General features: G+C 62.9%; 16 protein-coding genes. 2 read left to right on the forward strand and 14 right to left on the reverse strand.

Annotated features, from left to right (window positions below):
• Window positions 1–306: 306 nt before the first annotated feature.
• The 10 genes from shc to KKP04_RS05160 all read right to left on the reverse strand — a co-directional run bounded on the left by shc (window position 307) and on the right by KKP04_RS05160 (window position 15,253).
• A complete protein-coding gene (shc, locus tag KKP04_RS05115) occupies window positions 307–2,346 on the reverse strand; it encodes a squalene--hopene cyclase (protein WP_215027655.1) in 2,040 nt (679 codons plus the stop codon).
• A gap of 4 nt (window positions 2,347–2,350) precedes the next feature.
• The gene (gene hpnE / locus KKP04_RS05120) at window positions 2,351–3,670 is read right to left on the reverse strand and encodes a hydroxysqualene dehydroxylase HpnE (RefSeq protein WP_251133918.1); all 1,320 of its coding nucleotides are present in this window, start codon (window positions 3,668–3,670) and stop codon (window positions 2,351–2,353) included.
• Between the two features lie 2 nt (window positions 3,671–3,672).
• Window positions 3,673–4,530: a presqualene diphosphate synthase HpnD gene (gene hpnD / locus KKP04_RS05125; RefSeq protein ID WP_215027656.1), complete on the reverse strand. Its 858-nt coding sequence runs from the start codon at window positions 4,528–4,530 to the stop codon at window positions 3,673–3,675.
• Window positions 4,527–5,408, reverse strand: a complete 882-nt coding sequence (gene hpnC, locus KKP04_RS05130) for a squalene synthase HpnC (protein ID WP_215027657.1) — start codon at window positions 5,406–5,408, stop codon at window positions 4,527–4,529. The genes hpnD and hpnC overlap by 4 nt, the downstream gene beginning before the upstream one ends.
• Complete coding sequence (locus tag KKP04_RS05135; RefSeq protein ID WP_215027658.1) at window positions 5,405–6,571, reverse strand: glycosyltransferase; 1,167 nt, start codon at window positions 6,569–6,571, stop codon at window positions 5,405–5,407. Before KKP04_RS05135 ends, hpnC begins: the two co-directional genes overlap by 4 nt.
• Window positions 6,572–6,830: 259 nt before the next feature.
• On the reverse strand, window positions 6,831–8,642 hold the full coding sequence (lepA, locus tag KKP04_RS05140) for a translation elongation factor 4 (protein ID WP_215027894.1): 1,812 nt from the start codon (window positions 8,640–8,642) through the stop codon (window positions 6,831–6,833).
• 679 nt (window positions 8,643–9,321) lie between these two features.
• The gene (gene alaS, locus KKP04_RS05145; RefSeq protein WP_215027659.1) at window positions 9,322–12,006 is read right to left on the reverse strand and encodes an alanine--tRNA ligase; all 2,685 of its coding nucleotides are present in this window, start codon (window positions 12,004–12,006) and stop codon (window positions 9,322–9,324) included.
• 143 nt (window positions 12,007–12,149) lie between these two features.
• A complete protein-coding gene (gene recA / locus KKP04_RS05150; RefSeq protein WP_215027660.1) occupies window positions 12,150–13,289 on the reverse strand; it encodes a recombinase RecA in 1,140 nt (379 codons plus the stop codon).
• Window positions 13,290–13,526: 237 nt separating this feature from the next.
• Window positions 13,527–14,825, reverse strand: a complete 1,299-nt coding sequence (locus KKP04_RS05155) for a RuBisCO large subunit C-terminal-like domain-containing protein (RefSeq protein ID WP_215027661.1) — start codon at window positions 14,823–14,825, stop codon at window positions 13,527–13,529.
• Complete coding sequence (locus tag KKP04_RS05160; RefSeq protein WP_215027662.1) at window positions 14,822–15,253, reverse strand: secondary thiamine-phosphate synthase enzyme YjbQ; 432 nt, start codon at window positions 15,251–15,253, stop codon at window positions 14,822–14,824. The genes KKP04_RS05155 and KKP04_RS05160 overlap by 4 nt, the downstream gene beginning before the upstream one ends.
• A gap of 149 nt (window positions 15,254–15,402) precedes the next feature.
• Between KKP04_RS05160 and KKP04_RS05165 the strand changes: the two genes are divergently transcribed.
• On the forward strand, window positions 15,403–16,065 hold the full coding sequence (locus tag KKP04_RS05165) for a heme-binding protein (protein ID WP_215027663.1): 663 nt from the start codon (window positions 15,403–15,405) through the stop codon (window positions 16,063–16,065).
• 18 nt (window positions 16,066–16,083) lie between these two features.
• Here KKP04_RS05165 and KKP04_RS05170 read toward each other — a convergent pair whose 3' ends face one another.
• From KKP04_RS05170 to KKP04_RS05185, 4 genes are all read right to left on the reverse strand, one after another.
• Entirely contained in the window at window positions 16,084–16,644 is a 561-nt protein-coding gene (locus tag KKP04_RS05170; RefSeq protein ID WP_215027664.1) for a metallophosphoesterase family protein, read from the reverse strand.
• A 172-nt stretch (window positions 16,645–16,816) separates the two neighbouring features.
• On the reverse strand, window positions 16,817–17,224 hold the full coding sequence (locus KKP04_RS05175; RefSeq protein ID WP_215027665.1) for a DUF3775 domain-containing protein: 408 nt from the start codon (window positions 17,222–17,224) through the stop codon (window positions 16,817–16,819).
• Window positions 17,172–17,882 (reverse strand): uracil-DNA glycosylase, encoded by a 711-nt coding sequence (locus tag KKP04_RS05180; protein ID WP_215027666.1) that lies wholly within the window; start codon window positions 17,880–17,882, stop codon window positions 17,172–17,174. Before KKP04_RS05180 ends, KKP04_RS05175 begins: the two co-directional genes overlap by 53 nt.
• A gap of 69 nt (window positions 17,883–17,951) precedes the next feature.
• Entirely contained in the window at window positions 17,952–18,584 is a 633-nt protein-coding gene (locus KKP04_RS05185) for an NYN domain-containing protein (protein WP_215027896.1), read from the reverse strand.
• Window positions 18,585–18,670: 86 nt separating this feature from the next.
• Between KKP04_RS05185 and folK the strand changes: the two genes are divergently transcribed.
• Window positions 18,671–19,270, forward strand: a complete 600-nt coding sequence (gene folK, locus KKP04_RS05190; RefSeq protein WP_215027667.1) for a 2-amino-4-hydroxy-6-hydroxymethyldihydropteridine diphosphokinase — start codon at window positions 18,671–18,673, stop codon at window positions 19,268–19,270.
• Window positions 19,271–19,310 lie beyond the last annotated feature (40 nt).

The raw sequence follows: 19,310 nt of genomic DNA on the forward strand, positions 1-19,310 counted from the left end.
GAATTGGATCGGCCTTCGACGAACCGACGTTGGACGAAGCAAAGCTAGCCGAGCATGCGCGCGAGTGCAACGACCTCTGAAGACGAGGTTAAATCCCGCGCGGAATCTTGCGATTGCGTGACAGCGTCGGCCGCATATCGGACGCGGCACGACGCTCGAAGTCTCCGGCGATAGGTTTCGCTGCGTCACATCGAGTTCGATTCAGCGCGGGCTGATCCAGGCGCCGCCCGCCAAGAGCGCGCCCGCAGAACGGGCACCTGTCACGGGACGCAGAACGGCGCGCGGCTGCGGGGCTCCCCGCCTGCCTTACATCCCGTGCATCACGGGTGCGCGATTGCCGCTCGTGAGGTTGCGATAGCGGGCCAGCGCCCACAGCGGGAAGTATTTCGAGTAGCCGTGATAGATGAGATAGAACACGCGCGGGAAGCCGGGCGCGTTGTGCCGATCTTCCTGCCAGGTGCCTGCCTCGTTCTGGTTCGCGACGATCCACGCGATGCCGCGCTTCACGGCCGGATTATCCACCTCGCCCGCCGCCATCAGGCCGAGCAGCGCCCACGAAGTCTGCGATGCCGTGCTGGGCGACTTCTCATAGCCCTTGTAGTCGAGCCGGTAGCTGGAGCCGTCCTCGCCCCATCCGCCATCCTCGTTCTGGATCGACACGAGCCACCCCACCGCCCGGCGCATCGCTGCGGAATCGTGCGTAACGCCCGCCGCGTTCAGCGCGCACAGGGCCGACCATGTGCCATAGATGTAGTTGGTGCCCCAGCGGCCGAACCACGAGCCGTCCTTCTCCTGTTCGGCCAGAAGATAATCGATGCCGCGCTTCATGACCGCGTTGGTCTCCGGCTTCTCGCCGAGTTGCGCCAGCATGGACACACAGCGCGCGCTGACGTCCACCGTCGGCGGGTCGAGCAGTGCGCCGTGATCCGAGAACGGGATGTTGTTCAGGTAATAGCAGGTGTTGTCGGCGTCGAACGCGCCCCATCCGCCGTTCTTGCTCTGAAGGCCGGAGACCCACTCCTTCGCCCGCCCGATCGATTGTTTGAAGTCGGCACGGTTGCGGGGCAGGTTTGTCGCCCGGTCGAGCGCCATCGCCACCACCGCCGTATCGTCCACGTCGGGGTAATGCGGGTTGGCATACTGGAAGGCCCAACCGCCGGGGCGCACATCGGGCTTCTCGATTGCCCAGTCGCCCTTCAAATCCAGTACCTGAAGCGGCTTCAGCCATTCAAGCCCGCGCAGCGCGGCCTCGCGTTCGGTTCCGCCGCCCGTCTCAAGCAGGGCATGCGAGGCAAGACCCGTGTCCCAGACCGGCGAGACGCAGGGCTGGCAGTAGACTTCGGTTTCCGTCTCCAACAGCAGCTTCTCGATGGAATGGCGGGCGATGGCGCGATCCGGATCGCTTTCCGGCACGCCGAGCGCCTCGAACATCATCACGCTGTTTGCCATGGCCGGGAAGATCGCGCCGAGCCCGTCCTCGCCGTTGAGCCGCTCCTTGACGAAGGCAACGGCCTTGTCGATGGCGCTGTTGCGCGACTGCTTCGGCAACATCGGATGGACCATGTGCAGGCAGGCGTCGACGCCCGAGAAAAACGCATACCATGAGCGGCTCTGCCCCTCGGCGCGCGGGCGCGGCCCGACCTTTTTCGGATCCTTATTAAACAACTCGTCTATGGAAACGCCGCGCGGGTTCTTCGCAACCGGTTTCAGCGCGTCGAGCACGAACAGCGGCACCATCACCGTGCGTGCCCAGTACGACACTTTCGATATGTGGAACGGGAACCAGCGCGGCAGGTGCATGACCTCGACGGGCATCACGGGCACGGCGCGCCACGTGACTACGCCGTAAAGCGCGAGGAGGATGCGCGTGAAGACGTTCGCCCCCTCCGCGCCGCCGCGCGACAGGATCGCCTCGCGGGCGCGGACCATGTGCGGCGCGTCGATGTCGTCGCCCATCATCTTCAGCGCGAAATAAGCCTTCACGCTGGCGCTCATGTCGAACGCGCCCTTGTGGAACAGCGGCCAGCCGCCGTGCTCGCCCTGGATGCGGCGAAGATAGTTGGCGATCTTCGCCTCGCGCTCGAGGTTGGGCTCTTCGCCGAGATAGTGGACCAGCAGCGCGTATTCAGCCGGGATCGTGGCATCGGCCTCGAATTCGAAACACCAGTGACCGTCTTCGCGCTGACGGGAAAGAAGAGCCGACGACGCGGCATTGATGCGCTCTTCGAGGAAGGCGCGGTCGGCAATGGTGCCGTGGGTGCGATTGAACTGGACGCGGTCGAAGTGGAAGCGTTCGGCATTGCCTTCGGCGAAATCGTGGCCGTTGCGGCCGGTGACATCCATCATTACTCTAAACCCTCATCGTCAACAGGGCGGCGCGCTCGCCGGAGCGGATCGCCCCCTCAATGGTCGCGGGGAGGCCGGTCTGCGTCCAATCGCCCGCGAGGAAAAGATTGCGCCACTGCGTTATCGCATCCGGGCGCATGGCATCCTGAACGGGCGTAGCGGCGAACGTAGCACGCTTTTCCTTGACGATCTGCCACGGGGGCAGTTCGGCCGGAAGCCCCGTAATTGTAACGACTTCCCGCCAGAGATCGGCGGCGAGGTCTTCGCGCGGGCGATCGACGAGCCGATCCGCGCCGCTGATGGTAATAGAGACTCTGTTCTCGAATGCAAAGATCCATTCGATAGTGCCGCGCACGACGCCCAGCAGCGGCGGAAAGCCCGGCGGCGGGGCGATGCGGAAATGCGCGTTCAGGATCGAGCGGACTTCGGTCGGCGCGGAGAGGCCGGGGACGAGCGCCGGCGCGATCCACTGCGGCACCGCCAGAATGACGGTTTCGCCCTCAGCCAGCGGAATTTCGCCGTCGCCGAAGTCGAGGCCCGCTACGCGGCCATCCGCGAAGGCGAGGCGCTTCAATCGCCGCCCGAAGGTGACGCCCTGGCCCCGCGCGCGCAGATAGTCGAGGGCCGGATCGATGAACGCCGCGGACAGTCCCTCCGCCACCAGCGGACGACATGCCGCGCCACCCTTCGCCAGCGTCTCGCGCATGATCGTGCCCGCGAGCCTCGCCGAGGCCTCGGAGGGGTCGGTGTTCAGCGCCGCGATCATCAGCGGCAGCCAGAGCCGCTCATAGAGGATGCCTTTGGGCGGGATAATGTCAGTTACAGTTTTTTCTGCCCCGGCCCACATCAGACGCGCCGCGCCGAGATAGTCGAGCGGCTTCGTGCCCGGCACGCGGCGCGCGCTTTCGAACAGCCACAGCGGAAGGCGCCCGTCATTGATGCGAAGAGTCCAGCGCTCACCGGTCACGAGGTCCGCGAACGGAAATTCCGCCTTCGCCGGGACATGCATCTTCGCCGCGCCGCCGATCAGCGACAGGTAACGGAAGGCGCAGTCGTTGCCGGACAGCAGCAGATGGTTGCCGTTGTCGATCACTTGATCGAGCGTCGCATCGTAATAGGAGCGGCAGCGCCCGCCCGCGTGGATGCCAGCTTCATAGACCGCAACGGGATGGCCCCGCTCGGCGAGGCGAACGGCTGCGGACAGGCCCGCGAGCCCCGCGCCGATGACATGCGTAAGCGGTGCGCCGCCGCTTGTGGGCGTTTCGGGCAAACCGTTCGCGGCCCCGCCTTCCCGGCGGGCTTCTGTCGAGTCGACCTGATCCATGGCTAGACGATGCAGTGACGCAGAACGATGTAGGCGATGCGCGGTTTCGAAAGCTTGACGCGAGTGCGCGGCGGCTTGAAGCCGCGCTTGATGAGGCCCGCGAGGATGGCCTTGTAGGCTTCCGACATCACGCGCGGCGTGCGCACGATGCGGCGGGGGTGCGCCTTCATGATCCGGTCGGCTTCCGCGAAGTGCCAGTGCGCGAGCTTCACGATGCGGTTGCACACCTCGCCCAGCGCGGGGTGCGCGAGCACGGCGGCCGGGTCGGCGCTTTCGATGCCTTCGTCGACGAGGAATTCGCGCGGCAGATAGAGCCGGTCGATGGCGGCGTCGTCGTCGAGGTCGCGCAGGATGTTGGTGAGTTGCAGCGCGCGGCCGAGATGCTCGGAAAGCTCGCGGCCTGAGTGGTCCGGCATGCGGAACACCTTGACCGACAGGCGGCCGACGGCGCTCGCCACGCGATCGCAGTAGAGGTCGAGGTCGTTGAAGCTCGGCGCCTGCACGGGGCCATGCACGTCGGTTTCCATGCCGTCGATCACGGCGCGGAAGTCCTCGCGCACAAGCCCGAAGTCGCGCACGGCGACGGCGAGGCCGGAAAGCCCGCGCACGGGTTCGCCGCGATACACCGCCTCGATGTCGCGCCGCCACAGGTCGAGCTTGCGAAGGCGGTCCTCCGCGTCTCCCTCGATGTCGTCGGCGATGTCGTCCACCGCGCGGCAGAAGGAGTAGATCTCGAACATCGCCTCGCGCTGGCCCGGCGGCATGATGCGCATCGCGGCGTAGAACGAACTGCCGAGCGCGCGCTTCGACGCCTCATCCTCGGGATGCTGAAGGTCGTCCAGAACTTCGGTGGCGGTCATTCGCCACCCCGCAACGCAGGTTGAGCGTTGCCCGGCGCGAAAATCCGCCGCCCGAATTCGAGACCCGCCGCCATGATCAGATTCGACGCGGACGCGGTTTTCGACAGATGCACGCGCTCGCTCAAGGGGTCGCGCTCCTTGAGCAAATGCAAAATCTTGCGGGCGAGCCGCTCGATGCCGGCAACTTCAAGACTGAGCCGCATATCGCGGATGCCGCGCGAGAGCTGCGCCGAGCCGAGGAGCGCTTCCGTTTTTCCGGCAAGCTCGTGGATCACGCCGAGCAGCGCGGGCGAAGCGTTGGAGGCGGCGAGCGCCTCGACGGGGATGCCGCGCCCTTCGAGCAGATCGAGAGGGATGTAAACGCGGTCGAGACGGCGATAATCCGCCCCGCAATCCTGAAGGTGGTTATTGATTTGAAGCGCGGCGCACAGCGCGTCGTTCGCGGGCCAGGTCGCGCGGCTCTCGCCGTGGACGTCGAGCACGAAGCGCCCGACCGGGATGGCGGAATAGCGGCAATAATCGATGAGGTCGTCCCAGTCGGTGTAGCGGGTCTTGCGCGCGTCACGGCGGAACGCGACGAGCAAATCCTGCGCATGCTGCGGCGATAGCCCGCGCTCGGCGAGCGCGGCGCGAAGCGGCACGGCATGCGCGATGGCGTCGGTCTGGCCAAGGAGCGTCGCCTCGAACGCGTCGAGCGTGAAAACCTTCTCGTCTTCCGAAAGCGTCGGATCGTCGGCGACGTCGTCGGCGGCACGCGCGAAGCGGTAGAACGCCATGATCGGCGCTCGGTGCCGCTTCGACACGAGATGCGACGCCACGGGGAAGTTCTCGTCCCGATGCGTCTTCTCGCCTGCTTCCCAGACCGGACCCGCCGTCATGATGCCTCCGCGCGTTGCGCCTGAACGCGCCCTTTCCAAAGGCCGCCCTTGCCGCGCCACTGTTGCAGTGCGGAGTCGACCGTGTACGTCATGTAAAGAACCGCAATGGCGGGCAGCGCAGCCGACCATAACGGCGAAAGCCTGTAGAAGCGGACAATCGGCCAGAACGCCGCCGTCATCAAGACAAAGCTTATCCCGCCGATGGCTTGCGCAAGCCCTGTGCCAAAAATCGCAAGCCAGAGCGGAATAAGATAGGTTAACGTCATTCCGATGACGGTGCCCGCGAGCAACAGCGGCGAATAATTGAGCTGATCGTAGGCCGAGCGCGCCACCATCTTGCGAATGTCCTCGAAACGAGGATAGGGGCGCAGGCTGTGAACGCTGTCCGTCAGCCCGAGCCAGATCGGCCCCTTGCGCTTCATCGCGCGGCCAAGCGCACAGTCGTCGATCAGCGCCGAACGGATGGCGCGGATGCCGCCCGCCGCTTCGAGGGCGTCGCGACGCGCGAGCATGCAGCCGCCTGCCGCCGCCGCCATCGGGTGGTCGCGGCGGTTCACCCACGAGAACGGATAGAGCATCTGGAAGAAGAAGACGAAGGCGGGGATCAGCATCCGTTCGGCGAAGCTTTCGCAGCGCAGCTTCACCATCAGCGAATTGAGCACGAGGCCCCGCCCTTCGGAACGGGCGACCAGGCGGCGCACAACGCCTTGATCGTAGGCGATGTCGGCGTCGGTGAGGAGAAGATAGCGCGAGGGAAGCGGCCGCGACGAAGCTTCCGCGATGCCCTGATTGACGGCCCAGAGCTTGCCCGTCCAGCCACGCGGCAGCGGTTGACCCGAGATGATCGTGAGGCGGTCGCTCGCGCCGTTAGCTTCGGCGGCCTTGCGCGCGACTTTGGATGTGCCGTCGTCGCTCTGATCGTCGACGAGAACGATGTCCAGCCGCGCGGGATAATCCTGCGCCAGGAGCGACGAGATGCATCGGTCGATGACGTCGGCTTCGTTCCGAGCCGGGATGACCGCCGTCACCGATGGCCAGGTTGCAGGCGCGATGGCGCGCTCTTTTGCTTCCTGAACATTCGCCCGCCAGAACCCCCCGCGAGCGGCCAACAGAAACACCCACGCCGCAAGCGCGACGCCGCCCAAACTCAACTCGACCGTCATGCCCAGACTCTTTGTTTATCGACGCCGGTCGCAGTGCCCCACTGCAACCGGCATCCGCCCCAAGTACCCTGTCGCTTCGAATAGAAGAGAAAGGAGGCTTGAGTCTATTGTTTTTGTTCGTCTTCTCGGCAGGACAAGTCCCCGGTCCACCGGATGGGCTTTGAGGCCCGATTTTTATTCTGCACGCCGGAGATGCTGTAATTCTTTATTTGCGCACGGAAATTGGACGAATACCCCCCAACGCGTACACGCCGCGCCGCTAGTTCGCATCCATCTTGAGCGCGGCGATGAACGCCTCTTGCGGGATTTCCACGCGGCCGAATTGCCGCATCTTCTTCTTGCCCTCTTTCTGCTTGTCGAGCAGCTTGCGCTTGCGGCTGACGTCGCCGCCGTAGCATTTCGCCGTCACGTCCTTCCGAAGCGCCGACAGCGTTTCGCGCGCGATGATCTTCGCGCCGAGGGCCGCCTGGATCGGGATCTGGAAAAGGTGGCGGGGGATCAGCTCCTTCAGCTTCTCGCACATCATGCGCCCGCGCATTTCGGCGCGTCCGCGATGGACGATGATCGAAAGCGCGTCCACCGGCTCCGCGTTGACGAGGATCGACATTTTCACGAGGTCGCCCTCGCGGTACTCGATGAGCTGGTAATCGAAGCTGGCATAGCCGCGCGAGACGGATTTCAGCCGGTCGTAGAAATCGAAAACCACCTCGTTCAGCGGCAGTTCATAGACCACCATGGCGCGGTTGCCCGCATAGGACAGGTCGATCTGTCGCCCGCGCCGGTCCTCGCACAGCTTGAGCACCGCGCCGAGATAGTCGTCGGGAACCAGAATCGTCGCCTTGATCCACGGCTCTTCCATGTGATCGATCTTCACGACGTCCGGCATGTCGGCCGGGTTGTGCATCTCCTGCATCTGACCGTCGGTCATGTAGAGATGATAGATCACCGAAGGCGCTGTGGTGATGAGATCGATATTGAATTCGCGTTCGAGGCGTTCGCGGATGATTTCGAGGTGGAGCAGGCCGAGAAAGCCGCAGCGGAAGCCGAAGCCGAGCGCGGCGCTCGTCTCCATTTCATATTGAAAGCTTGCGTCGTTGAGGCGCAGCTTTCCCATGGCGTCGCGCAAATCTTCGAACTGAGAGGCGTCGACCGGGAAGAGGCCGCAGAACACCACGGGCTGCACCGGTTTGAAGCCCGGAAGCGCCTTCGCGGTGGGCCGCTTTTCTTCCGTGACTGTGTCGCCGACGCGCGTGTCGGCCACTTCCTTGATGGCGGCGGTGAAAAAACCGACTTCGCCGGGGCGCAGTGCGTCGACCATTTCCTGCTTCGGGCGGAAGATGCCCACGCGGTCCACCGGATAAAGGCCGTCCGTGGCCATCAGTTTGATGCGCATGCCCTTCTTCAGCACGCCGTCGACCATTCGCACCAGCACCACCACGCCGAGATAGGGGTCGTACCAACTGTCGATGAGCATCGCCTTCAGCGGCGCCTTCACGTCGCCCTCGCGCGGAGGCGGCAGGCGATGCACGATGGCTTCGAGCACGGCAGCGATGTTGAGGCCGGTCTTGGCCGAAATCTCCACGGCATGAGACGCGTCGAGGCCGATGACGTCCTCGATCTGCTGCTTCACGCGCTCCGGCTCGGCGGCGGGCAGGTCGATCTTGTTCAGAACGGGGACGATTTCGTGATTGTTGTCGAGCGCCTGATAGACGTTCGCGAGCGTCTGCGCTTCCACGCCCTGGCTTGCATCGACGACGAGCAGCGAGCCTTCGCACGCGGCGAGGCTGCGGCTCACCTCATAAGCGAAGTCGACATGGCCGGGGGTATCCATCAGGTTGAGCTGATAGATCTCGCCGTCATTGGCCTTGTAGTCGAGCCGCACCGTTTGCGCCTTGATGGTGATGCCGCGCTCCTTCTCGATGTCCATGTTGTCGAGAACTTGCGCCTGTCCAGCCATTTCGCGGTCGGTCATGCCGCCGCAATATTGGATGAGGCGGTCTGCGAGCGTGGATTTGCCGTGATCGATATGCGCCACGATCGAAAAATTACGGATGCGCGAAAGCGGCGTCACGGTTTTTGGCGCTCCTTTGGCGACCTCCGCCGCTGGCGCGGTCGTCTCGACAGCGGGATTTGAAGGGTCATTGGTCATCGGCTCGGGCGATTTCGGCTCGGTCATGGCGCCTTACATAAAGGAAAAGACAAAAAGCTGAAAGGACGGCGAATGTTTCAGGCGTTGCCGCGAGTGCCGCATGGCGGCACGATCAGAAGGTTATCGCTTCTGACGACAGCAAATGCACGCCCCAGTTCCATATTTGAGCCTATCTTATGGCAATCGCGGCCCTCTTTGCAGAACTTCGCCGCTTCGAGAATGCGGCACACCGTGATTCCGGACATCGGCGATGTTTGACGGCCGCCGGGGGACAAGCTTCTGGAGCCGGATCCGATCAGGTTGACCCAACCTGATCGGTGAATCCGTCTCTAAACGTCAAGAAGAGACCGTTTTACCGTTCTGATTGCAATTCAATCAGATCGGAACGTGCTCTCGAGCCCCAAACCCCGCGCGGTCGTGAAGGTGGGTCCTCCATGGCGGCTCATCTCCCGCCGGGTATTCTGACAGCCCGCATGCGCGCTACTTGACACGCTCATATAACGCAATCGGACGATTTGCATGGTCCGGTTGTGAATCCCTATCGCGCGCGAAGCCACGCCCGACCGGGAAAAACGCCCGGCAGTCACGGCCCCGCAACGCTCTATGCCGGCGCAACCGCGCTCGCAAGGCGTTCGGCAATGGCGCTCAACGCGTCCTCCGCTTTTTCCCCGTTGGGGCCGCCTGCCTGAGCCATATCCGGCCGCCCTCCTCCGCCCTGACCGCCAAGAGCCGCCGCTCCTGCCTTGACGAGATCGACGGCGCTATATTGCTTGGTGAGATCGTCGGTCACGCCGATGACAATCCCCGCCTTGCCATCTTCCGTGACACCGACGATGGCGACGATCCCAGACCCGATCTGGCGCTTGCCGTCGTCCACCAGACTGCGAAGATCCTTGGGGTGTATGCCTTTAACCGTGCGCGCGAACATGGTCACGTCGCCAACCCGGCGAACCGGATTTTCCGCCCCGGCCTGACCGTTGCCGGTGCCGAGCGCGATTTTCTTCTTCGCCTCGGCAAGCTCGCGTTCAAGTTTCTTGCGCTCTTCGATGAGAGCCTGCAGACGCACCGGAACTTCAGACGGTGCCACGCGGAGAAGCTCGGCGGCCTGCCGGAGCGCCGCTTCCTGATGCGCGAGATGGAGACGCGCCGCATTGGCCGTCAGCGCCTCGATGCGTCGGACACCGGCCGCGACCGCACTCTCCTGCACGACCTTGACGAGGCCGATCTCGCCTGTCGCGCGGACGTGCGTTCCCCCGCACAACTCGACCGAGAACGCGCGGCTTCCACGCTCGTCATGGCTGGCCTCGCCCATCGACACGACGCGCACTTCCTCGCCGTATTTCTCGCCGAAAAGCGCCATCGCACCGGCGGCGATCGCGTCGTCCACCGCCATGAGGCGTGTCACTACCGGACTGTCGCGAAGCACCACCGCGTTGGCCAGTTCTTCGACGGTTGCGAGTTCTTCCTTCGAAAGCGGCTTCGGATGGGCAAAGTCGAAGCGGAGCTTGTCCGGATCGACAAGCGAGCCTTTCTGGGTGACATGCGTGCCGAGAGTCTCACGCAGCGCTTCATGAAGCAGGTGCGTCGCGGAGTGATTCGCGCGAATGGCAGTGCGCCGCGCGTGCTCGACCCGCATTTCCACGGCATCGCCGACCTTGAGCGGACCCTTCTTCACCGTCCCGACATGGGCGAACAGCTTGCCGAACTTCTTTTGCGTATCGGTTACATCGAAATGGGCGTTCTTCGGAGCGATGATCACACCCCGGTCGCCGACCTGGCCGCCCGACTCGCCATAAAACGGCGTCTGGTTGAGAACAAGAATGCCTTCGTCGCCGGTCTTCAACTGCTTGACCGACTTGCCATCCTTCACGATCGCGACGATCTGGCCCTCGGCGCTTTCGGTTTCATAGCCGAGGAACTCCGTCGCTCCGGCCTGATCCAGCACATCGAACCAGACCTTGTCGGTCGCGGCCTCGCCGGACCCCGCCCAGGCCTTGCGCGCTTCGGCCTTCTGCTGCGCCATCGCGGCGTTGAACTGCTCGATATCGACACTGATGCTGCGGGCTTTCAGCGCATCCTGCGTCAGATCGAGGGGAAACCCGTAGGTGTCGTACAGCTTGAATGCGACGTCGCCGGAAAAGGTGTCGCCCGCGCCAAGAGCGCCTGAAGCATCGTCGAGAAGGCTGAGGCCGCGAGCAAGCGTCCTCTGGAAGCGGACCTCCTCGATCTTGAGCGTTTCGCCGATCAGCGCCTGACCGCGCACGAGTTCCGGATAAGCCTGTCCCATCTCCCGCACAAGGACTGGAAGCAACCGATGGAGCAACGGTTCTTCCGCGCCCAACAGATGCGAATGGCGCATCGCGCGTCGCATGATGCGGCGGAGAACATAGCCGCGCCCCTCGTTTGAGGGCAGGACGCCGTCCGCGATGAGAAAGGCGGAGGCGCGAAGGTGATCGGCGATGACGCGATGGCTCGGAAGCGCTCCGCCTTCGGCCGGCACGCCGGTCGCATCGACGGAAGCGCGGATGATCGCCTGAAAGAGATCCGTATCGTAATTGTTGTGAACGCCCTGAAGTACGGCCGCCACGCGTTCCAGGCCCATCCCGGTGTCGATCGAGGGCCTCGGCAGGTCGAGCCGCTCCGCCTTCGAAATCTGCTCGTACTGCATGAAAACGAGGTTCCAGATTTCGATGAAGCGGTCGCCATCGGCGTCCTCGCTTCCGGGGGGGCCGCCCGGAACCTTGGGACCGTGATCGAAGAAGATTTCGGAGCAAGGACCGCAGGGGCCCGTCTCTCCCATCGACCAGAAATTATCCGAGGTGGAAATGCGGATGATGCGGTCGTCGGGCAGCCCGGCGATCTTCTTCCAGAGCGCATGCGCGTCATCGTCTTCGGAAAAGACCGTGACGATAAGCCGCTTCTTGTCGAGGCCGAATTCCTTGGTGACGAGCGTCCAGGCCAACTCGATGGCGCGCTCCTTGAAGTAGTCGCCGAAGGAGAAATTGCCGAGCATCTCGAAGAACGTATGATGCCGCGCCGTATAGCCGACATTGTCGAGGTCGTTGTGTTTTCCGCCCGCCCGCACGCATTTCTGCGAGGTCACGGCGCGTTTGTAGGGCAACGTCTCCATACCGGTGAAAACGTTCTTGAACTGCACCATGCCCGCGTTCGTGAACATCAGCGTCGGATCGTTCCGAGGCACGAGGGGGCTCGACGGGACGTGCTCGTGACCATTATTGCGGAAGAAATCGATGAATGTTCCGCGGATCTCGTTAAGGGTGCTCATAACCAAATTCGTTTCCAATGGACAAGCGCGGCTTTACCTGTGGCCAAATCCGCCCCGGAGATAAAGCATATCGGCACTCGACAGCGATACCGCAATTTCTCGTTATCGAGCAAGACGCCCACAGCAATCCTGCCACATGCAGATTAGCGGCTGGCTCCTTTTCTGCTCCGGCTTGGTGCCTCAGCCTCGCCTGGAATCTCGCCGTCGCCATTGTCGTCGTCGTCGCCATCCGCGCCGTCGAGGATTCTTGTCGCTATCAATCCGGCATTGGCGCGGATTTCCCGCTCGATCGCTTCGGCGACCGCGGGATTGCCGCGCAGAAAGGCCTTTGCGTTTTCCCGTCCCTGTCCAATTCGTTGGCTGTCATGCGAATACCAGGAGCCCGACTTCTCCACGATGTTCGCCTTCACCCCCAAATCGACCAATTCGCCGGTCTTTGAGATGCCTTCGCCATACATGATGTCGAACTCGACCTGCTTGAATGGCGGCGCCACCTTGTTCTTGACCACCTTGACGCGGGTCTGGTTGCCGACAACCTCGTCGCGCTCCTTGATCTGTCCGATGCGCCGGATGTCGAGGCGTACAGAGGAGTAGAATTTCAGCGCGTTGCCGCCCGTCGTGGTTTCGGGGTTTCCGAACATGACGCCGATCTTCATGCGTATCTGATTGATGAAGATGACGATGCAATTCGATTTCGAGATGGATCCGGTCAGCTTGCGAAGCGCCTGACTCATGAGGCGGGCCTGCATGCCGGGCAGCACATCGCCCATTTCGCCTTCGATCTCCGCCTTTGGCGTCAATGCGGCGACCGAATCAACCACGATGACATCGATTGCGCCGGAGCGAACCAGCGTATCGGTGATTTCGAGCGCCTGTTCGCCCGCGTCCGGCTGCGAGATGATCAGATCTTCGAGATTGACGCCCAGCTTTCGCGCATAGCCCGGATCGAGCGCGTGCTCGGCGTCGACAAACCCGCAGGCACCGCCCTTTTTCTGGGCTTCCGCGATCACGTGAAGCGCGAGCGTCGTCTTGCCGGACGATTCCGGCCCGAAAATTTCAATGACGCGACCACGCGGCAGCCCGCCTATTCCGAGCGCGATATCGAGGCCAAGAGATCCAGTGGAAATCGCCTCCACCTCGACGGGCTTGTCATTCTTGCCAAGCCGCATGACGGACCCTTTGCCGAAATTCCGCTCGATCTGGCTCAAGGCGGCTTCGAGGGCTTTCTGCTTGTCCATACTGTCCAAATTCCCTTCGATCACGCGGAATGGCGTTTCGCTCATGAATCGTAATCCTTCGTTTATTCCATAGCGGTCATGGACTTGCAAACGACACCGAATGTACCCCATTTGTTCTTGTGTGCAAGTATTTTTGCGCAACTTTAAATCGATCATCGCCGTCGTTGCAATTGTGCAACGGCGGCTTTGGGTTGCGAAAATGAAGTGTCGAGTTCGCGATTCGCATCGCGCATGTTGCCCGCCGTCGTTCGCGGCCGGGCTGTTTCGACGCCGATGTTGCGCTTACTTCTTCCCAAACGCCACAAGCGCCGCCATCAACTCCGCATGCTCCGCCGCCGCATCTGCCACGGGCACGCCCGCAGCGATTGCATCCCACGCGTGACGCAGGCTCGCCGCCCCGCCGCGCGGCCCCATCGGGTGGCCGAACACGCCGCGCCCCGGCACGAAGCCGAAATCCACGGTGCCGAGCTTCCGATACACGCCTTCGAGCGTCGCCGCGCTGTCGCTGCCGCCGGGCACGGGCAGGGCGGGCTTGATCGATCCCATCGGTTCGAGACACGCGCGCACGCAATCGAGCACTTCGCTTTCGGGCATCATCATGCGCGCGCCGAAGCCCGGCATGATGACCACGTCGAAGCCCGCGAGCCGTTGCAGGCGCGTAAACACCCGGCTATGGACGCCATATTGAGGTAGTCGCGCGAAGGCGGCGATGAACGGGAAATGCGCGATCAGCGGCACGCGCGCGTGCTTCCTGAGCATCCGAACGCCGGAGAGGCCGACCGGTAGCGCGTTGATGAGCAGCGTGTTCGCGCCGCGCGCAATGGCGAGGTCGTGTAGCTCAACGAGCCGGTCCACCTCGTCGGTGATATTGGCGAGGTACATCTTCGGCACGCCGGTCTCGCGTTCGGCCCGCTCGCGAGCAGCACCCAGCAGCGCGGCGCGGTCGGCCAGCGGACACCAGTCGACATCCGCCAGCATCTCGTCGTCCTTCGCGATGTCGAGGCCGCCGAGCCAAGCCTGATAGGCCAGTTCCGCGAACGGCTCCGGCGGCAACCCGATATTCGGCTTGATGACGCCGAAGAAGATCGGCCGCCCGAACGCCTGCAATTGCTCGCGCAGCCCCGCGATGCCGAATTGCGGTCCCTGAAACGCGGCGAGGTAGCTCGCAGGGAAGCGGATGTCTTCGAGCCGGATCAGCGGGATGCCGGGCGAGAAGAACACGCCCTCGCCCAGCACGGCGGAGATGAGGTTCGGGATCTTCGGGCCGAAATTGCCGTGCGGATGCGCGATGGTGGCGCGGCAGGCGTAAACGTCGCCTTTGGGCGCGTGCTCGATCGGGATGGAGAAGCCGCCTGCGCGCGGCGTCGCGTCGAGGTCCAGCACCTTCGCGGCGAAGCGCGGGCGGAAGTCCTCGTCCACGCCGACGCGCCGCCATTGCGCGGTCGATTGCTCGGAGCACAGATGCGCCGCCGCTTCGCGCGGTTCGCCCGCGCATTCGAAGGTGAAGTCGAGTTCGATATAGGCTTCGGCGTCAAGCTCGCCGCGACGCGCGTAAAAGCCCTGAATGTCGTCCGGCGTCACGCCGCATCTCCCATGAATTGCAGGTGAATCGTGCGCTTTTCGCGCGGGCCGTCGAGTTCGACGAAGAAGATCGATTGCCATTGGCCGAACACGAGCGCGCCATCGGCAACCGGCACCGTTTCCGTCTCGGTCATGAACAGGCCGAGCAGATGCGAATGCGCGTTGTCGCGGCCATCGACGGCCACGTCGTTGTGACGGTAGTTACCGTCACGCGCCACGAACCGTTTGAGGAAGGTGATCATGTCGAGCTGAAGCTGCGGCTCGCTTTCGTTCACGTTCACCCGCGCCGTCGTGTGCAGCGAGGTGATCGAGACGATGCCCGACCGCGCGCCAATGGCCGCGACCCATTTGCGGACCTCGTCTGTGATGTCGATAAACTCGATCGGCTCGATGGTTGAGAGTTCGATCCGGTGCGTCAGGATTTTCATGAAGCCTCGCGAGGGGGAGGGGCGCGCGCCGATGTTAGCCCGCGCGCTCGTGCGAGGCAACGCGCCAGGAAGCGCCATGGAACACATCGGGGTGTGCGGGATTCTCAATCGAGGCGGTGGAATCAGGGCCGCCGGCACGCGAGGGTGACATGCATCGAGTGATCTTGTTGGCGGCGTTGGGTCTCGGCGCGGTGGCGGTCGCGGCCGTGGTTGCCGGTCCGGCCATGAGCCGCGTCGAGCAGCCGGACTTTCGCATCGAAAAGCAGGATGGCGACATTGAGATTCGCGCTTATGGCCCATTGATCGCGGCGGAAGCGGAGGTCAAGGGCCAGCGTCGGGAAGCCATAAACGAAGGCTTTCGGCTGATAGCGGCTTACATCTTCGGCGCCAACCAGCCGAAGGCGAAGATCGAGATGACGGCGCCGGTTGAGCAGCAGAAGCAGAAGATCGCCATGACCGCGCCGGTCACGCAGCAGGGTGGCGGCACGCGCGATGGCGAGAGGCGCGAGAGCTGGACCGTCCGCTTCATCATGCCGAAGGCGTGGACGATGGAGACGCTGCCAGCGCCGACCGATTCGCGCGTGCGGCTGGAAGCGATCCCGCCGCGGCGCTTCCTCGCGATCCGCTTTTCGGGTTTCGCGGGGGAAGACGCGATCCGGGAGAAGAGCGACGAGCTTCGCCGCTATGCCGAGACGCATGGTCTTGCGATCAAGGGCGAGCCTGTGCTTGCGTTTTACGATCCGCCGTGGACGCTGCCTTTCATGCGCCGCAACGAAGTGATGTTCGAACTGGCGAACGGTGCGACCGGGTGACGGACCGCCACCGCGACGTCAGCGCAAGCGCAGCGTCACCCGATCCGTGCGACCGGCCGCGAACGGATTTTCGACATCCCTGAGCGCCGCCTCGATCTCGTCGAGGCTCCACGGCGTGAAATCGTGTGTGTCTGCGGCAACGTCGAGGCTGAACCCGAGAGGGGCGTGATTGAGTCGGCCATGCACATGGCCGAACAGGTGCCAGCTTCCCGTCCACGACCCGTTCCACTCGCGCATCGGATAATGGCACAGCACGATTCGATGGCCGCCCGCCTCGATCTCGCGAATGAGGCTGACGCTCGCGAAAAGCGAAGCGTGGTGTTTCAGCATGTCCGTGTCGTGGTTGCCCTGAACAAGGTGGATCGTGCCGTTGAGCCGCTTCAGATAGACGTCCGCGCCAATGAAATTGCGAAAGCAGAAGTCACCGAGGTGATAGACGGTATCGCCAGGCGCGACGCGCTCATTCCAGCGCGCGATCATTGCTTCGTCCATCTCGGCGACGCTCGCGAAGGGGCGATTGCAGGTGTGGATGATATTCTCGTGACCGAAATGCGTGTCCGATGTGAAAAATAACGTCATTGCCGCGCCTTACCGGAGCGCCTCTTGGCGCGAGAATCCGGGAGCCGAGGGGCAACGCGCCGCCTTGACTGCTCCAGCTTCAAATTTATGGCGCGGCTTGACGATATTCAAATGACGGCCTCGCTAAAGCAGGCTGTCGCTTCGCGATGGCGCTTTCGACGGCGGCGCAAGATCAGGCCCTGCCGACGATGCCTTCCTCGGCTTCCTCGACCGAATAGCCGAGCTGGTCGAGTGCGTCTTCGAGGTAATCCGGTAAAAGCGGCAGACCGAACAGGTAGTCGACCGGGTTGTTGCCGTGTTCCGCTTTCGCCGTCGCGATCGCCTCGTCGAGTTCGCCCGGCGCGTAGGTGCCGCGACCGATCCAGGCCAGCGCGATCAGGCTCGCCTGTTCGTCTTCGTTGAGACTGTCGAGAAATTCCCTGAGTTCCTGCCGCGTCGCATCGTCCGGGCGGTCTTCGAGGATCGTGTCGCTTGTGGCGTCGTCGCTATCCGAGTCGTCGTCCCATGCGGCGGTCTTTACGTCAAGCTCACGAGCGCGAAGGATGACATGCGCAACCTTGTCTGTGGTGACTTCCAGCATTGGCTTGGCTCTGTTCTTCTGCGGTGCTCTCTAGATAGACCGCGATTTGCTTAAAGATATCCCTGAACATTTCCGCCGTTAAGCGGCCCGTGTTCGTATTATACCGTGAACAATGATAACTGCCGAAAAGTTTATGCGCGCCGCCAAGATGCAGTGCGGAACCGTGGGCGAATTTGTACTGCGAAGCCTTGAGGTCCAGCGCCCGCAATGTCGCATCGAAAGCAATTCGGCCGAGCGCAAGGATCGCCCGCAGGCGCGGCATCTCCCGAATCGTCGCGGCGAGAAAGCCGCGGCACGCCGCAGCCTCCGCCGGTGTCGGCTTGTTCTCGGGCGGAACGCATCGAACGGCATTCGTGATGCGGCAATCGCGCAGCAGAAGGTCATCGTCGGCGCGCTGATCGTATGTGCCGGTAGCGAAGCCGAAGTCGAGCAGGGTCTCGTAAAGCAGCATCCCGGCGTAGTCGCCCGTGAACGGACGACCCGTGCGATTCGCGCCGCGGAGACCGGGCGCGAGACCGACGATCAGGAGCGAGGCATCGGCGGAGCCGAAGGAGGGAACCGGCGCGTTGAACCAATCCGGGTGATCGGCTCTGTTATCGCGGCGGAAATCGGCAAGCCTCGGGCAAAAGAGGCAATCGGGCTGCGGTTCGCTCGCCATTTTATCGCGCGGCGCAAGCGGCGGCTGAGGGGCAGGGCGCACATGAACGCCCTCGCGCCCGTCGCACCACTAGTCCGCGTCCACCTGAGTGTCGCGAATCGCCGCCGCGTTCATGCGCTCATGATGTCGTTGCTCATGAATGTGCGCCTGATATTCGCGCCCGTTTTCGCCTCGCTGGGTGCGGCAGATGTCCTTCTGAAGGTCCGCGAGGTCGATGAACTGATCCGCCTGCCGTCGAAGTTCGTCCGCGACCATGGGCGGTTGCGTCGTCAGCGTCGACACGACGCTCACGCGCTTGCCCTTGTGCTGAAGCGCTTCGACAAGCGTGCGGAAATCCCCGTCGCCCGAGAACAGGACGATGTGATCGAGATGCTCGGCCAGCTCCATGGCGTCGACAGCGAGTTCGATGTCCATGTTGCCCTTGATCTTCCGGCGCCCGGACGCATCGGTAAATTCTTTCGTGGGCTTCGTAACCATCGAGTAGCCGTTGTAATCCAGCCAATCGATCAAGGGACGAATGGAAGAATACTCCTGTTCTTCTGCAAGAGCGGTGTAATAAAGCGCGCGCAACAACACGCCTTTGTTGCGGAATAAATTCAAAAGTCGCTTATAATCTATATCGAAGCCTAAAGCCTTAGCCGTGGCATAAAGGTTCGCCCCGTCTATGAAAAGAGCAATTCGCTCGTTCGAGTAGAAATTCATGCGGTTACCTTGGCTGCGAATGTCTTGTTGCATTCTAAGTAGTTTCTAAGGGGCTACCGTTCCCCAATCAGGCGAAAGAAATAGTGATGGCTCAATATATGAGTGCAAATCAAGGCATTTTGTTTCAGGGCGGCATTTTGATTGCCCTCGGGTCCAATCTGCCTGGGCCATGGGGATCGCCCGAGGAAACTCTCCGACGGGCGGTCCGCGAACTGGCTTCACACGGCGTAGAAATCGAAAATACGTCGAGACTGTATCGGACGAAGGCTCACAGCGAACTCGCTCAACCCGACTATTTAAACGCCGCAGTGTCCGTCAACTCGTCAATGCCTGCAAATACGCTATTACGAGTTTTGAAGCGGATTGAGGCGCAAGCGGGGCGGCTTCTCACCGTCAAGCGTGATCGCGCCAATCACCGATGGGCACCAAGGCCACTCGATCTGGACATCGTAAGCTATAAGGGCCTCGTTCGCAACTGGCTGATGGGCCGTCCTGTCGAGGACGCGACGCTTGTTCTCCCCCATCCGCGCGCTCACGAACGGGCTTTCGTGCTCCGCCCGCTCATGGACATCGCACCGCGCTGGCATCACCCGGTGCTCGGGCTCACGCCCGCGGCGATGCTCGTTCGACCCGCAGTGCGCAACACCGGCGCGATCCTCGACGTCGGCCACTTCTCATCGAGTTGAAGAGTGCCGCTGGTCGAGGACATAACATCGCCTCGAACTG

The sequence above is a fragment of the Rhodomicrobium sp. Az07 genome (genome assembly GCF_018619475.1).
Classification (GTDB): Bacteria; Pseudomonadota; Alphaproteobacteria; order Rhizobiales; family Rhodomicrobiaceae; genus Rhodomicrobium.